We start from the raw sequence: 14,853 nt of genomic DNA on the forward strand, positions 1-14,853 counted from the left end.
GCCGGTGCGTGCTCGCGCTCAGGCGATGCGCAGTCCGCCCGGGAGCGGCACGCGCTCGGCGCGGGGCGGCTCGGCCGCGGGGTCGACGGGCTCGAGGTCCGACGGGGAGCTCAGCGTGCCGCGCAGCGCGGTCGCCGCGGCGACCACCGGGGAGACCAGGTGGGTGCGCCCTCCCTTGCCCTGCCGGCCCTCGAAGTTGCGGTTCGAGGTCGACGCGCAGCGCTCCCCCGGCGCGAGCTGGTCGGGGTTCATGCCCAGGCACATGGAGCAGCCGGCCTGGCGCCATTCGGCGCCGAAGGCGAGGATCTCGCGGTCCAGGCCCTCCTGCTCGGCCTGCAGCTTCACGCGCGCCGAGCCGGGCACCACCATCACCCGCACGTCCGGGTCCTTGCTGCGCCCGCGGATCACGCCCACGAAGGCTCGCAGGTCCTCGATGCGCGAGTTCGTGCACGAGCCCATGAACACGGTGTCCACGCGGATGTCCTTGAGCGGGGTGCCGGGCACCAGGTCCATGTACTTCAGGGCGCTCTCGGTGCTCGCGCGCGAGGTGTCGTCCGTGAAGTCCTCCGGTGCGGGGACCGCGGCCGACAGCGGCAGGCCCTGCCCGGGATTCGTGCCCCAGGTGACGAACGGCTCGAGCTCGTCGGCGTCGATGACGACCTCCGCGTCGAAGGTCGCGCCCTCGTCGGTGCGCAGCGACCGCCAGTACTCGACGGCCTCGTCCCACAGCTCGCCCTCCGGAGCGTGGGGGCGGCCCTTGACGTACTCGAAGGTGGTCTCGTCGGGGGCGACCATGCCCGCGCGGGCGCCGGCCTCGATCGACATGTTGCAGATCGTCATCCGGCCCTCCATGGAGAGGCTGCGGATGGCCTCGCCGCGGTACTCGAGCACGTAGCCCGCGCCGCCGCCGGTGCCGATCTTGGCGATCACCGCGAGGATGATGTCCTTCGCGCTCACACCCGGCTTGAGCGTGCCGTCCACGGTGATCGCCATGGTCTTGAAGGGGGCGAGCGGCAGCGTCTGGGTCGCCATCACGTGCTCCACCTCGCTGGTGCCGATGCCGAAGGCGAGCGCCCCGAAGGCGCCGTGGGTGGAGGTGTGCGAGTCGCCGCAGACCACGGTGATGCCCGGCATGGTGAGCCCCAGCTGCGGGCCGACGACGTGCACGATGCCCTGCTCCCTGTCGCCCAGGGAGTGGATGCGCACGCCGAACTCCTCGGCGTTGCGGCGCAGGGTGTCGATCTGGGTGCGGGAAGTGATGTCCGCGATCGGCTTGTCGATGTCGACCGTGGGGGTGTTGTGGTCCTCGGTCGCGATCGTCTGGTCGACGCGGCGCAGGTCGCGGCCCTCCTGGCGCAGCCCGTCGAAGGCCTGGGGGCTGGTCACCTCGTGGAGGAGCTGGAGGTCGATGTAGAGCAGGTCGGGCTCGCCGTTCTCTCCCCGGCGCACCACATGGTCCTTCCACACCTTCTCCGCGAGCGTGCTCGCCATGGCTCCTCTTCCTTCCCTCGTGATCACCCGGCGTCCGCGCCGGATGAGGTCCGGCACGATGCCGGGTCGGCCTCCGGCGCGGGCTCGGTGCGGGGCCGACAGGCCCGTCGGCCCGGGCCGACGAGGACGTCACGCGCACCGGCGCTCGGCCGGAACACTGCAATCGTCGCCAGGGAAATCGCGCTGCGCACTTGCGTCTCAACAAATAAGACGGCAATATCGGAGCATGGACACCACCACGGAGGAGGGCGGGAGCGGCGTCGGCGTGCTCGACAAGGCCGCAACCGTCCTCGGAGCCCTCGAAGCAGGCCCTGCGACCCTCGCCCAGCTCGTCCAGTCCACAGGACTGGCCCGCCCCACGGCCCATCGCCTCGCGGTGGCCCTGGAGCATCATCGCCTGGTGGCGCGCGACATGCAGGGTCGTTTCATCCTGGGTCCCCGGCTCGGGGAGCTCTCCGCCGCCGCCGGCGAGGACCGCCTGCTCGCCGCCGCGGGTCCCGTCCTCACCGCGCTGCGAGATCACACGGGCGAGTCCGCCCAGCTCTACCGCCGTCAGGGCGACCACCGCATCTGCGTGGCGAGCGCCGAGCCGCCCATCGGCCTGCGCGACTCCGTGCCGCTGGGGTCCACCCTGACGATGAAGGCCGGCTCCGCCGCCCAGATCCTGCTCGCGTGGGAGGAGCCGGACCGCCTGCACCGCGGCCTCCACGGCGCCCGCTTCACCGCCACCATGCTCTCCGCCGTCAGGCGCCGCGGCTGGGCCCAGTCCATCGGTGAGCGCGAGGCGGGCGTCGGCTCCGTCTCGGCACCGGTGCGCGGTCCGGGCGGGCGCGTGATCGCGGCCCTCAGCGTCTCGGGGCCGCTCGAGCGCATCACCCGACAGCCCGGGCGCCTGCACGCCGCCGCGGTGATCAGCTCCGCCAACCACCTCAGCGAGGTCCTGCGCCGCGCCGGCGGCTGAGCTGGGGCGGAGCTGGTGCGGGCGGTGTGGTCCTGTCGCGGGGCGGTGCTCGTTGCCGCGGAGCGGCGCAGCCACGGGGCGGCACTGTCGCCGGGCAGCAGTGGCGACTCTGGCGGCACTGTCGCCGGGCAGGAGTGGCGACTCTGACGGCAGTGTCACGGGGCGGCGCATACGGGACATCTCTGCCAGATATGGCAGAGATGTCCCGTATATGCCGCTCCACAACACAACCGCCTGCCCCGCACGCAGGAGGAGCCGGCAAGCAACTGCCCCGCACGCAGAAGGAGCCGGCATCCGCGCGGATGCCGGCTCCTTCTGTGCTGCTCGTACCCCGTACCGGATTTGAACCGGTGTTACCGCCGTGAGAGGGCGACGTCCTAGGCCGCTAGACGAACGGGGCCTGTGCCGATCAGACGACCGGCTGCCGATCCGAGGACCGACGATCCGGAGCGATGACCTGCCATGCAGGCCATGTTTCCGAGGTGCGGTCCCGTGGACCGCGATGCAGGTGCTCGACCTGCCGCAGATCGAGGACCTGCTGGTACCCCGTACCGGATTTGAACCGGTGTTACCGCCGTGAGAGGGCGACGTCCTAGGCCGCTAGACGAACGGGGCGCGGACTTCGAACTCCCCGCGTGAGCGAGGGTGAAGCGCTGGGGTACCAGGACTCGAACCTAGAATAACGGTACCAGAAACCGTCGTGTTGCCGATTACACCATACCCCAAGGTCAGAGCACCTTTCCGAGGACCTGGGTCCGCGGTGCGGGTGCCGCAACGAGATAGAACATTACCCGGTCCCCGTGCCCGTCGGCAAAGCGATCGCGGCCGCGACCCCTGTGAGGTCTCCCACCTCGCAGTATCTGCGCTGGTCAGACGCCGGTTCTCGGTGCTCGAGGGACCGTTCGTCGCCGGGGCGCCTGAGAAGCACGCCACGAAGCCCCGCGAGCGCCGCGGCCTGCGCGTCCACATCGGGCTCGTCGCCCACGTACGCGGTGCGCGCGGGGTCGGCGCCGAGCAGGCGGGCGCCCTCGCGGAACACACGCGGATCGGGCTTGCCCACGCCGAAGGTCTCGACGGTCACGAGCAGCGGGACGACGTCCGCGAGTCCCGCGCACTCGAGCTTGCGCTCCTGCAGGGAGCGGGATGCGTTCGACACCGCTCCCACCGCCACCCCGGCCTCGCGCAGTGCGAGCACCGCGGGTCGGGCGTCCTCGAAGGCCGCGCACGCGGGCGCGAACTCCGCGTCGAAGGCGCGGGCGAACGTCTCGTACTCGGCGTCCGTGAAGGCGGCGAGACCCAGCCAGTGCGCGATCTCGTCGATGCGGGCGTGGCGCTGGACGGCGTAGGGGACCTCACCGCGCGTGTACGAGCGGTAATGATCCCCCGGATCGGCCGACCAGCGCGCGATGATCTCCCGGTCGTCGACGCCCGCAGCCCTCTCGTCGGCGCCCGTCGCCTGGCCGTCGGCGCTCCTGACCCGGTCGTCGGGGCTCGAGGCGAGCTCCTCGCTCCCGGCCTGCGTGGACGCGCCGCGCCGCTCCCTCAGCATCGGGATCAGAGAACGGCCGAGGGCGCGGGCGAAGGCGGACGCCGTGTCGACGAGCGTGTGGTCGATGTCCAGGAGCACGGCCTCGACCCCTGCCAGGTGCTCGGCGAGCTCGGCCGGGCGGCGCGCCGTCCCGTCGGACGACGGACTCCGCCCCGCCTCGCTCACCGAACCCTCGCCGTCATCGACCACGACGCACATGCCGCATCAGGTGTCCTCGACTCTCCCGATCCTGGCACTCCCGATCCCGGCGCTGCCGGATCCTGACACTCCGGGATCCCGGCGCTCCCGGATCCTGACGCTCCCGGATCCTGACGCTCAGGCCAGTCCCGCGAAGACCTCACGACCCGCGCGAAGGCGCGCGAGGGAGGAGTCGCGGCCGAGCAGCTCCATGGACTCGAACAGCGGCGGCGAGATGCGGCGGCCGGAGATCGCCGAGCGCAGGGGGCCGAAGGCGAGGCGCGGCTTGATGCCCATGTCCTCGACGATCGCGGCGCGCAGCGCCTCCTCGAGGCGGGCGGCGGCGAAGTCGTCCTCGGAGATCGCCTCGACCTCCGTGATCGCACGGTCCACGACCGCGGCGGGGTCCTCCCCCATCTTCTTCAGGGCGTCCTCGGCGATGGTCAGGTCCGCGTCGTCGATGAAGAGGAAGCGGAGCATGTCCGGGGCCTCGCCCAGCAGGTTCATGCGCGGCTGGACGAGCGGGGTCGCCGCGGCGAGCAGGGCGTGCTCGTGCTCGGTGATCGGGTCGGACACGACACCGGCCTTCTGCAGGTACGGGACCATGCGCTCGGTGAACTCGACCGGATCCAGCAGGCGCATGTGGTCGGCGTTGATGGCGGTGGCCTTCTTGAAGTCCACGTGCGCGGGGTTCGGGTTCACGTCGCCCGCGTCGAAGCGCTCGACCATCTGCTCGCGCGTGAAGACGTCCTGGTCGGCGCTGTAGCCCCAGCCCAAGAGCGCCAGGTAGTTGACCATGCCCTCGGGCAGGAAGCCCTGGTCGCGGTAGTTGAAGAGGTTGGACTCCGGGTCGCGCTTGGAGAGCTTCTTGTTGCCCTCGCCGAGCACGTACGGCAGGTGGCCGAAGCGCGGGATCGCGGTCGCGACGCCCACTTCGATGAGCGCGCGGTACAGGGCGATCTGACGGGGCGTCGAGGAGAGCAGGTCCTCGCCGCGCAGCACGTGGGTGACGCCCATGAGCGCGTCGTCCACGGGGTTGACCAGCGTGTACAGCGGCTGACCGTTGCCGCGGACCACCACGAAGTCCGGGGTCGAGCCCGCCTTGAAGGTGATCTCGCCGCGCACCATGTCCTCGAAGGTGATGTCGTCGTCGGGCATGCGCAGGCGCCACACCGGCAGGCGCCCCTCGGCGCGGAAAGCGGCCTTCTGCTCCTCGGTGAGGTCGCGGTCGAAGCCGTCGTAGCCGAGCTGCGGGTCGCGACCGGCGGCGCGATGGCGCTCGGTGATCTCCTCGGGCGTGGAGAAGGACTCGTAGATGACGCCGGCGTCCTTGAGCTTCGCGATCACGTCGGCGTAGATCTCGCCGCGCTGGGACTGGCGGTAGGGACCGTCGGGCCCGCCCACCTCGACGCCCTCGTCCCAGTCGATGCCGAGCCAGCGCATGGCGTCGAGCAGCTGGTGGTAGGACTCCTCGCTGTCGCGCGCGGCGTCGGTGTCCTCGATGCGGAAGATGAGCGTGCCGCCGTGGCGCCGCGCGTGCGCCCAGTTGTACAGGGCGGTGCGGACCATGCCCACGTGCGGGGTGCCGGTGGGGCTCGGGCAGAAGCGCACGCGGATGTCGGCGCCGGTGGCCTCGGTGGTCGGTGCGGTGGCGGGGGCGTGGGTCACGCGGGAGGTCTCCTTCGGGATGCCGCGGAGCGGCGGGCTGGTGATGAGAGGTGCGGGCGGCGGCCCGTGACCTCAGCGGCGGACGACGGGGTTCGTGAGCGTGCCGACGCCCTCGATGGTCACGTCGATGACGCTGTCGGCGCCGACCGAGCGCACGCCGGCGGGCGTGCCGGTGAGGATGACGTCGCCGGGGAGCAGGGTGGTCACGCGGGAGATCTCCGCGACGAGCTCCGGGACGCCGCGGAGCATGTCGGCGGTGGTGCCGTCCTGCGCGAGGTCCCCGTCGACCGTCGAGCCGATCGCGAGGGCCGACGGGTCGACGTCGGTCTCGATCCAGGGTCCGAGCGGGCAGGAGGTGTCGAAGGCCTTCGCGCGGAACCACTGGTTCTCGGCGCGCTGGGCATCCCGGGCGGTGAGGTCGTTCGCGCAGGTGTATCCCAGGATCACGCCGGACGCCTGCTCGGCGTCGACGTCCTTGGCCATGCGCTGGATGACGACGGCGAGCTCCGCCTCGAGGCTGACCTCGGTGCTGTAGGCGGGCAGGACGATGGGCTCGTCGGGGCCGATGACGGCAGTGTTGGGCTTGAGGAAGTAGAGCGCCTGCTCCGGGACCTCGGTGCCCATCTCCGCGGCGTGCGCGGCGTAGTTCTTGCCGACGCACACCACCTTCGAGCGCGGGATCACCGGGGCCAGCAGGCGCACGTCCGCGAGCGGGTGCCGCTTCCCGCTGGGGCGGATCTCGGTGTACAGGGGGTCTCCGGTGATGCCGTAGACGTACTCCGTGCCGTCCTTCTCCTGGACGATGCCGAAGCTGGGGTCGTCACCGGTGGTGTATCGGGCGATGCGCATGGCTCCCAGTCTAGGGCCGACGGGGCGGGCGGGTCCGCCGCGATCCCGGGCACATGGGGCGGGGTGGCGCGAACGGCGGATGCCAGACTGGCCGGGTGCCTCTTCCGCCCTCCGACTCCCCCGCCGCACCCGGCGACGTCCCCGCCGCGAGCGCGGATGTCCCGGCCCCGGTCCCGGCCCCCGTCCCTGCCCCGCGCGCCGTCCTCTCGGCCGACGAGGCGAGGAGGCTGCGCCGCGCGCACGAGGAGCGGGCGGACGCCCTGACCGCGGAGCACCGGGAGCGTCGCCGACGCGGCGAGAAGCACCCCGTCGAGGACTTCCTGTTCACCTACTACCCGTTCTCCCCCGCACGCCTGCGGCGCTGGCATCCCGGCTGGGAGGTCGCCTACGACGCGGCGGCGGATCCGGGGCCGGGCGACGGGACGGTGGGCGACGTCCATGACGGGGTGCGCTCGTGGTATCTCGACCGGTCCGGCGGCACGGCACCCACGGACTCGGCGTCGCGCACCGGGGCCCCGCACCGCGGCCCCTCGATGCTGCGCCGAGCCGACGTCGACCGCTATCTCGCCGAGAGGGCCGACGCGCTGGGATTCATGGCCCGTCTGCTCCGCTCGTCCTCGCTGCGCGAGCGCCGGCCGAACCTCGCGTGCTTCGGGCTGCACGAGTGGGCGATGGTCTACCGCCTGCCCGAGGGGGCGCAGCGCCACGAGGACCTGCCGCTGCGACTGGGGCGGGAGCAGACCGATGCGGTCGTCGAGCGCGAGCGCCTCGTGTGCTCCCACGTGGACGCGTTCCGCTTCTTCACGCCCGAGGCCGCGCCGCGCAACGCGATCGCGCCCACGCGCGAGACGCAGGTGCGCCGCGACAACCCCGCCTGCCTGCACGTGGGCATGGACCTGTACAAGTGGGCGATGAAGCTCGTGCCCCTCGTGCCCTCCGACCTGGTCCTCGACTGCTTCGAGCACGCCCGCGCGACCCGCGTGCTGGATATGGAGGCGAGCCCGTACGACGTGCGCCCGCTCGGCTACGGGACCGTCCCGATCGAGACGGCCGACGGCAAGGCCGAGTACCAGCGGCGCCAGCGGGAGCTCGCCGCGGGCGCCGACGAGCTGCGCGAGCGGATCCTCGCGCACGTCGAGCCGCTCGCCGCGCTGCTGCCCGCGGCCCGCTGACGGCGCACGCGAGGACGAGACCCGCCGGGTCGATGAGCGCGACGCGGACGCCGCACACCCGATCGCCGCGCTCCCGGCCGCTGCACGCAGAACGGGCCGGCACCCGCAGGTGCCGACCCGTCCGTGGGGAACTGCGCGAAGGCCTGGATCAGGAGCTCGCGGCCTGCTGGTAGGTGGACTGGATGACGTCGCCGAAGTACGGCCCGTACATCACGTTCGCCTGGCTGGTGTAGCCGAAGCTGTTCACCGAGTTCTGCGCGCCCGAGGCGTCGCCGCCCAGGAACCAGGGACCGCCGGACGACCCGCCGGTCATGTCGCAGTCGATGCCCTGGTCGTCGGTGTCGCCGAGGGTGTCGTCGAACGCGGTGCCCTGGCAGTTCTCGAGGCTCTCGCCGTCGAACGGCGCGGCGGCCGGGTAGCCGTACGAGGTGTACTGCTGGCCGCGCTCCGCGTTGAAGGCCACGGCCGAGCCGCCCACGGTGTCGGTGAGGCTCGCCGATCCGCTCTCGGGCGAGACGACCGCGAAGGCCGCGTCGTAGTTCATGTCCTCGCTGCTGATCCACTGCTGCGTGGAGTAGAGGTCGGAGGCCGTCCACTTGCCGTAGGGGGCGTCACCGTGGTCGTAGCCGGGCACGAAGGTCCAGTTCGTGGCCCAGGCGCCGTCCTCGTTGGTGCAGTGGCCGGCGGTCGCGACGGTGGACTTGTTGCCCGAGGAGACGGCATTGCCGGAGCACACGTAGTCCGTGCCGCCCTGCGTGAAGAACACCTTGCCGATGTGGTCGGTGCCGCCTGCGGCGGCGGTCTCGGCCCCGTCCGTCGCAGCCTGCTTCTGCACGGACTTCTGGACGGCCGGGTCGGCCTTCTGGGAGGGCACGGTGCTGGGGTCCGAGGAGGCGACGTCCCCGCTCGGGACGTCCTTGTCGGCGACGAGCGAGTCGGCCGACTTCGCGTTCTCCATGCGCTCGGGGGTCCAGTAGTCCGCGGCCGCCTTCTGCTCGGTGACCGACGGGGCGTGGCTCTCGCCGCCCCAGTCGTTGTCGCCCGGGTCGGCGCCGGCGAACGATGCACTGCCCATGACGAGCCCTGCAGCGAAAAGACCGCCGCCGGCGAGGTGGAGGCAGCGGCGCAGACGCGAGGAGCCGGGCCGCGAGGAGGATTCGGAAACGGTGCGAGGAATGATCACCGGAGGTCCTTTCGGGTGGGATCGGGACGGGCCCGGGAGGGCCGCGGGCGCCACCGTAGACCATGTGACGCGTCACACAAAAGTCACGCCAACCGGTCCGATCCGGACAAGGCGGGACGCATCGCCGGGAACCGAAACCCGTTTCCTCAGAGCGATCCTCCGCGACCGGTATCAGCATTTCCCCTGGAGGGCTCGGGCGATTCCTCGGAGGCGTCGCAGTCGCTCTCGGATTCCTCGGAATCCGTTCTCCGAGAGGTCGGATCGATGCGGATCTCGGCGGGGATCGCGGCGTGTCGTCGCTCCTCGTCCCAGTAGTCGGAGGGGGCGGGCGCGTGCTCCTCGCGCTCGCGGGCGGCGGGGTCGTCGGATCGCTTGGGGGTCATGCGTGAGTCCTTCCGTGGGGGCGTTCGGGTGGCGCGTGGAGCTTTCCCTTCCATCAGCAGATTTGCCCACTTCCGTCAGCTCCGCGCTTGCTGGGAGCGCCTTCAGTGCCACCAGGGGACGTGGTCATCCACCCAGTCAGACGCACCCCCAGACCAATCTTCGATCGAGGACTGCACGTCACTCGGGACGGCGTTCTCCACGACGCTCTGCGAGGCATCGATCATCGGATCGAGCACAGGAACCTTGTCTCGAACGTACTCGGTCGCTGTGCCGTACAGGTCTTCGGCACCGTCCAACGCAGAATCGGGCACACCCATTTGCTCCGCGAGGAACCGGGAGGTGGATCCCCCGTGGTCTCCTCCCTCCATGGCGTCGACCTGTGCTGCGGCGGTTGCGCCAGACCACGCCATGTCGAGTGCCCCCGTGAAGATTCCTCCGACTTCGCCGACCACCGCCACGTGGGGCTCGGGGATGAGGCTCAGCACGCCGAACGCGGAGTCCGCGCCATTGACACCTGCTGACACGAGACCGTCCACGGTCCCGTACAGTTCTCCGTCCTGGAACGATTGCGCTGCGTCGTAGAGGCCGATGCCAGTGCTCGCGAGATCGAAGGGCAAACCGACCGCGGTCGCGACCTGGCCGGGGACCATGCCCCACGCATCGAGTCCGAAACTGACGGAGTTCCACCCCAGGTTGCCCCAGAGCGCGGCTTGCGGACCACCCAGGAGATCACCGAAGAAGCCATCGGATTCATGACCCGACTCGCTCTCCACTGCCCGACTGGAGCCTCCTTTTCGGTCCTCGCCCCACCCGTCGTCATTCGACCCGCCGCTTCCTGCGTCGCTGTCGCTCGCCTCATCCTGCTCGTCGGCATTCTGCTCCAGAAGTCGAGCCCGCGCATGGAGCATTTCGGCGGCCTCACCGAATCGTGTTCGGACCACCCCGTGCCACGAGCGACGGAAAGCCTCACCATCGGCCCCTTGCCAGTGCACGGCGGAGACCAAGCGCTCCAGTTCCTGGCAGAGTCCCTCCAGCTGCGAGGCTCGCTTCTCCACCTCCGCCGAAGTGGACCGAAGTCCGACAGTGTCCGCGCCGATGAAGACCATTGCACACCCGTCCTGTTCCGCCGGGCGTTCGCCGACGTTATCGCCGACACGTTATGTCGACGGCGCAGGTGCGGCCATGGGGAGAACTCCCCATCGACTACGTCAGCACTCTCGATAGTCTGTAGACCACGATGCACTGATCCACATGCGACCAGTGGACTCAGACGGAAGTGAAGGAGCATCCGCACACATGGCCGTGCTCGCCGCTTCACCCGCTACCTCTCCTCGGGTGCTCTACAGGGCCCGGAGTGCGGGATGGGTCGTTGCTCTCTACGTGCTCCTGGTCGCCTGCATGCTGCTCATTGCGGTCGCGGTGAATGTCCACGGCGTGCACCTCACAGGATCCCTGGTGCCTCTCTCGCTCGTGGTGGGTGTCGGGCTCGTCGGGGTGCCCTCGATCCTCTTCGGCTTGGGACTTCGCCAGTCGTTCACCGTGACCTCCAAAGGCCTCGTGATCGTCGGGACGCTCCGCACGCGCCGTATCCCTTGGGAACGAGTGCGGATCGTCGAGGTCGATCGATCGTTCATGACCCGTGGCGCCACCATGGTCGTACTGAACGATGGCCGACGGATCCGCGTCCCCCTGACGGCCGCGCGATTCGCCCTGTGGCGGGGCGAATCACCACTCGACCATGGTCGAGATCTCCTCGCACCTGCGCGTCCTGTGCGAGCCGCGATCGACGCCCACCGCACGTTCATCGCCTCCGCACTGCAGCACGATGCAAAGTTGCGTGATGTGCAACCTGACCAGGCATCCCACGCAAGAGGACGCGATGCTCACTCGTGACGGCATTCCAGAACGCACCGTAGTCGCCGCTGGGGCCTTGCGCGCCCAGTTCGATCCTCAAGTGCAACCGTTGAGGGTATTGATCACCCTGACCGACGAAGAGCTCCTGGTCCTCCATGATTCGACCGAGCCTGTTGGACTGGACCTACCGTGGATCTCGGCCCGAGAGCGCAACGGCTCCGGATTCTCACGGCGGGAGGCCCGACTCAGCGCCACGCGTTCGATGGTCGCCCGAGGACTCCTCGCACCCGATTCCGTGCTCGCGCGCGTCGAGGGACGCCCCGTGGTCGCCTCGCCGGACAGTGTCACTCCCAATGCGTTGCTCGCGGGTATCCAAGGGCGTGTCGTGCTCAGCCCTTTGCTCGTGCGAGTCGACGCGCCCCTGAAGGACGGGGCGGAGATCGTGAACTGCTACGTCGACACCGATGAGTCCACGCTTATCGAACGGGTCTCGCCCGATGGACTGCATCAGTTCCTCATGTGCTCTCGCGACCGGGCTCGTGAGCTCCTTCAGGAACGGCTGACGAAGTTCTCGGCACCTGCTCCGGGAGATGAGCGTGAAGCAGGTTCGCCGCGCACTGTTCGGACTGTGGTCGAGAGTGATTGGGATGGTCTACTCTCGGACTCCGAGGTGGGCCCCCTGTTAGCGGCCCCGACGACACGATCGCGAATCTCGACCGTGCACCGCCCAGACGGAGCGACCGACTCAGCCCTCGTCGTTTTCTCGGACGACGGCGCGGCGGTCGTCGTCGATGCTCAAACGTCGACGGCTGATGGTGGGGCCTCGGATCCGTCCGCAAAGCTCCGGGCAGGGACCGCGACACGAAGCGACATCCGGCGGCTTGTGGACTCTGTGACCGAGTTCCGATCGGAGCCGTGAGGGTCTCTCGTTCGGGCACACCGTGCAATGTGCCTCGCGCTCCGGGCCGTCCCCCTCCCCTGGCAGACTGTCCCCATGCCCTCGCTGACCTCCTTCCTCCCGCCTGCGCCCGCCGATCAGGAGCAGATCGTCGACGGATTCATCGCCTCCCAGGAGGCCTCGGGACGCTCTCTGTATCCGCACCAGGAGGAGGCGCTGCTGGCGATCGCCGCCGGCGATCACGTGATCGCGGCGACGCCCACGGGATCGGGGAAGACGACGATCGCGTACGCGGCGGTCTTCGCCGCGATGGCCCGCGGCGAGAAGGCGTACTACACGGCGCCGATCAAGGCGCTCGTCTCGGAGAAGTTCTTCGATCTCGTCGCGATGTTCGGGGCCGAGAACGTGGGCATGATGACCGGCGATTCCTCGGTGAACCATGACGCCCCGATCATCGTGTGCACCGCGGAGATCCTCGCGAACCATGCGCTGCGCGACGGGCCGACGTCCGACATGCGCGTGGCCGTCATGGACGAGTTCCACTACTACGGGGATTCCCAGCGCGGCTGGGCCTGGCAGGTGCCGCTCATCGAGCTGCCCGCGTGCCAGTTCGTGCTCATGAGCGCGACCCTGGGCGACGTCTCCTTCTTCGTCGAGGACCTCGAGGCGCGCACGGCCCGGGAGGTCACCGTCGTCGACGACGCCCCCAGGCCCGTGCCGCTGGATTTCCGCTGGTCGCTCGATGCGCTGCCGGACACGATCCAGACCGTCCTCGAGGACCGCGACGCCCCGGTGTACATCGTGAACTTCACGCAGAAGGACGCCCTGGACCAGGCGACCGCGCTGATGGGCACGAAGATCCTGAGCACCGACGAGAAGGAGCGGATCCGCGAGCTCATCGGCGACTTCCGCTTCTCCAAGGGCTTCGGGCAGACCCTCTCGAAGCTCGTGCGCCAGGGCATCGGCGTCCACCACGCCGGCATGCTCCCGAAGTACCGCCGGCTCGTCGAGCGCCTCGCCCAGTCGGGTCTGCTGAAGATCATCTGCGGCACCGACACCCTGGGGGTCGGCATCAACGTGCCGATCCGCACCGTGCTGCTCACGGGCCTCGCGAAGTTCGACGGCAAGCGCATGCGCCTGCTCAATGCGCGCGAGTTCCACCAGATCGCCGGGCGCGCGGGCCGCGCGGGCTACGACACCGTCGGCCACGTCGTGGTGCAGGCGCCCGAGTGGGCCGTGGAGTTCGCGAAGGAGCAGGCGCGCGTGAAGGCGCGGGAGGAGGCCGGCAAAGCGCCCAACAGCGCGAAGAAGCGCAAGAAGGAGCCCAAGCCGCGGATCCCCGACGGTGCGATCAACTGGACCGAGCAGAACATGACCAAGCTGATCGAGTCCCCGCCCGAGACGCTGCGCCCGCACTTGCAGATCACCCCGTCGATGGAGCTCGCGCTCATCGCCCGTCCCGGCAGCGCGGTCGCCTCGGCACGGCACCTGATCATGGAGTCCCATCAGACGAGCAACCAGAAGCTGCGACTGGTCAAGCAGGCGGCCGACATCTTCCGCGGCCTGCGGGAGGCGGAGATCATCGAGACGCTCGAGAAGGACGACCACCTGGGCCGGCGCATCGCGCTCGTCGAGGACCTGCAGCTGGACTTCACGATGACCCAGCCGCTCGCGCCCTTCGCGATCGCCGTCATCGACTCGCTCGACGAGGACTCCGAGTCCCTCACGATGGACACCGTCTCGATCATCGAGGCGATCCTGGAGGACCCGATGCAGATCCTGCTGGCACAGCAGAACGCGGCCCGCGGGGAGCTGCTCGCCGAGCTCAAGGCCGACGGCGTCGAATACACCGAGCGCATGGCCCTGCTGGACGAGGTCACCTGGCCCAAGCCACTCGAGGAGGACCTCGAGGCCGCGCTCGAGATCTACCGGAAGAACCGGCCGTGGGTGCGCGAGGGCGACCTCTCGCCGAAGTCGATCGTGCGCGAGATGTACGAGACGGGCCAGACCTTCAGCGAGTTCGTGCAGCGCTACGGCCTGCAGCGCTCCGAGGGCATCGTGCTGCGCTACCTCTCCGACGCCTTCCGGGCCCTCAGCCGCACGATCCCCCAGGACCTCCGCACCGACGAGCTCGAGGACGTCATCGAGTGGCTGGGCGTGCTCGTACGCGGCATCGACTCCTCCCTGCTCGACGAGTGGGAGGCGCTCACCCATCCCGAGGACGAGGCCGATGCCGCGAGCGAGGTGCGGCCGACGTCCCCGCGGGGTCTCTCCGCCCAGACCAAGGTGCTGCGCCAGATGGTCCGCGCCGCCCTCTGGCAGCGTGTGGAGCACTTCGCCTTCGAGCGCGAGGAGCGCCTGGGCGAGCTCGACGGCGCCTCCGGCTGGGATCGCAGGGCATGGGCGAACGCCCTGGACGAGTACTACGACACCTACGACCACGTGGGCATCGACGCTCCCGCACGCTCCCCGCAGCTCCTGCAGATCCGCGAGGAGTCCAAGCGCTGGACCATCCGTCAGGTGATCGACGATCCCGACGGCAACCACGACTGGGGCATCGAGGCCGAGCTCGATCTCGAGGCGACCGACGAGGCCGGCGAGCCCGTCCTCGCAATCACCCACGTCGGCGAGTTCGGGGCCGAGCCGGTCTGAGGGCGCCCCGCTCCC

Annotated in this window: 12 protein-coding genes and 3 tRNA genes; 5 read left to right on the forward strand and 10 right to left on the reverse strand. The window is 70.0% G+C overall.

Going from position 1 to position 14,853, the window contains the following annotated elements; genetic code table 11:
• Positions 1 to 18 precede the first annotated feature (18 nt).
• Positions 19 to 1,491 (reverse strand): 3-isopropylmalate dehydratase large subunit, encoded by a 1,473-nt coding sequence (gene leuC, locus MHY49_RS03485; protein ID WP_239202616.1) that lies wholly within the window; start codon positions 1,489 to 1,491, stop codon positions 19 to 21.
• A gap of 226 nt (positions 1,492 to 1,717) precedes the next feature.
• Between leuC and MHY49_RS03490 the strand changes: the two genes are divergently transcribed.
• Positions 1,718 to 2,452 carry an IclR family transcriptional regulator gene (locus MHY49_RS03490; protein WP_152352762.1) on the forward strand — a complete coding sequence of 245 codons (735 nt, stop codon included), beginning with the start codon at positions 1,718 to 1,720 and terminating at the stop codon, positions 2,450 to 2,452.
• Between the two features lie 327 nt (positions 2,453 to 2,779).
• On the opposite strand, the gene MHY49_RS03495 is transcribed toward MHY49_RS03490, so the two are convergent.
• The 6 genes from MHY49_RS03495 to MHY49_RS03520 all read right to left on the reverse strand — a co-directional run bounded on the left by MHY49_RS03495 (position 2,780) and on the right by MHY49_RS03520 (position 6,695).
• Positions 2,780 to 2,852 (reverse strand) — tRNA-Glu (locus MHY49_RS03495).
• Positions 2,853 to 2,991: 139 nt separating this feature from the next.
• A tRNA-Glu gene (locus MHY49_RS03500) sits at positions 2,992 to 3,067 on the reverse strand.
• A gap of 38 nt (positions 3,068 to 3,105) precedes the next feature.
• A tRNA-Gln gene (locus MHY49_RS03505) sits at positions 3,106 to 3,177 on the reverse strand.
• A gap of 62 nt (positions 3,178 to 3,239) precedes the next feature.
• The gene (locus tag MHY49_RS03510; RefSeq protein ID WP_239202618.1) at positions 3,240 to 4,199 is read right to left on the reverse strand and encodes an HAD family hydrolase; all 960 of its coding nucleotides are present in this window, start codon (positions 4,197 to 4,199) and stop codon (positions 3,240 to 3,242) included.
• A gap of 117 nt (positions 4,200 to 4,316) precedes the next feature.
• Complete coding sequence (gene gltX, locus MHY49_RS03515) at positions 4,317 to 5,846, reverse strand: glutamate--tRNA ligase (RefSeq protein WP_370645962.1); 1,530 nt, start codon at positions 5,844 to 5,846, stop codon at positions 4,317 to 4,319.
• Positions 5,847 to 5,918: 72 nt separating this feature from the next.
• Positions 5,919 to 6,695 carry a fumarylacetoacetate hydrolase family protein gene (locus MHY49_RS03520; RefSeq protein WP_239202620.1) on the reverse strand — a complete coding sequence of 259 codons (777 nt, stop codon included), beginning with the start codon at positions 6,693 to 6,695 and terminating at the stop codon, positions 5,919 to 5,921.
• Between the two features lie 227 nt (positions 6,696 to 6,922).
• Here MHY49_RS03520 and MHY49_RS03525 point away from each other — a divergent pair, with 227 nt between their 5' ends.
• The gene (locus tag MHY49_RS03525) at positions 6,923 to 7,867 is read left to right on the forward strand and encodes a 3-methyladenine DNA glycosylase (RefSeq protein ID WP_255719280.1); all 945 of its coding nucleotides are present in this window, start codon (positions 6,923 to 6,925) and stop codon (positions 7,865 to 7,867) included.
• Positions 7,868 to 8,015: 148 nt separating this feature from the next.
• Here MHY49_RS03525 and MHY49_RS03530 read toward each other — a convergent pair whose 3' ends face one another.
• From MHY49_RS03530 to MHY49_RS03540, 3 genes are all read right to left on the reverse strand, one after another.
• Complete coding sequence (locus tag MHY49_RS03530; RefSeq protein ID WP_239202623.1) at positions 8,016 to 9,050, reverse strand: hypothetical protein; 1,035 nt, start codon at positions 9,048 to 9,050, stop codon at positions 8,016 to 8,018.
• Positions 9,051 to 9,196: 146 nt separating this feature from the next.
• Positions 9,197 to 9,433, reverse strand: coding sequence for a hypothetical protein (locus MHY49_RS03535; protein ID WP_239202625.1), 237 nt, complete (start codon positions 9,431 to 9,433; stop codon positions 9,197 to 9,199).
• Between the two features lie 102 nt (positions 9,434 to 9,535).
• Complete coding sequence (locus MHY49_RS03540; protein WP_239202627.1) at positions 9,536 to 10,540, reverse strand: WXG100 family type VII secretion target; 1,005 nt, start codon at positions 10,538 to 10,540, stop codon at positions 9,536 to 9,538.
• Between the two features lie 190 nt (positions 10,541 to 10,730).
• Between MHY49_RS03540 and MHY49_RS03545 the strand changes: the two genes are divergently transcribed.
• From MHY49_RS03545 to MHY49_RS03555, 3 genes are all read left to right on the forward strand, one after another.
• Positions 10,731 to 11,327 (forward strand): hypothetical protein, encoded by a 597-nt coding sequence (locus MHY49_RS03545; RefSeq protein ID WP_239202628.1) that lies wholly within the window; start codon positions 10,731 to 10,733, stop codon positions 11,325 to 11,327.
• Positions 11,314 to 12,207, forward strand: a complete 894-nt coding sequence (locus MHY49_RS03550; protein ID WP_239202630.1) for a hypothetical protein — start codon at positions 11,314 to 11,316, stop codon at positions 12,205 to 12,207. Before MHY49_RS03545 ends, MHY49_RS03550 begins: the two co-directional genes overlap by 14 nt.
• A 75-nt stretch (positions 12,208 to 12,282) precedes the next feature.
• Positions 12,283 to 14,838: an RNA helicase gene (locus tag MHY49_RS03555; RefSeq protein ID WP_239202635.1), complete on the forward strand. Its 2,556-nt coding sequence runs from the start codon at positions 12,283 to 12,285 to the stop codon at positions 14,836 to 14,838.
• The last annotated feature ends 15 nt before the right edge of the window (positions 14,839 to 14,853 follow it).

It is taken from the genome of Brachybacterium sp. ACRRE (genome assembly GCF_022346485.1).
GTDB lineage: Bacteria > Actinomycetota > Actinomycetes > Actinomycetales > Dermabacteraceae > Brachybacterium > Brachybacterium halotolerans.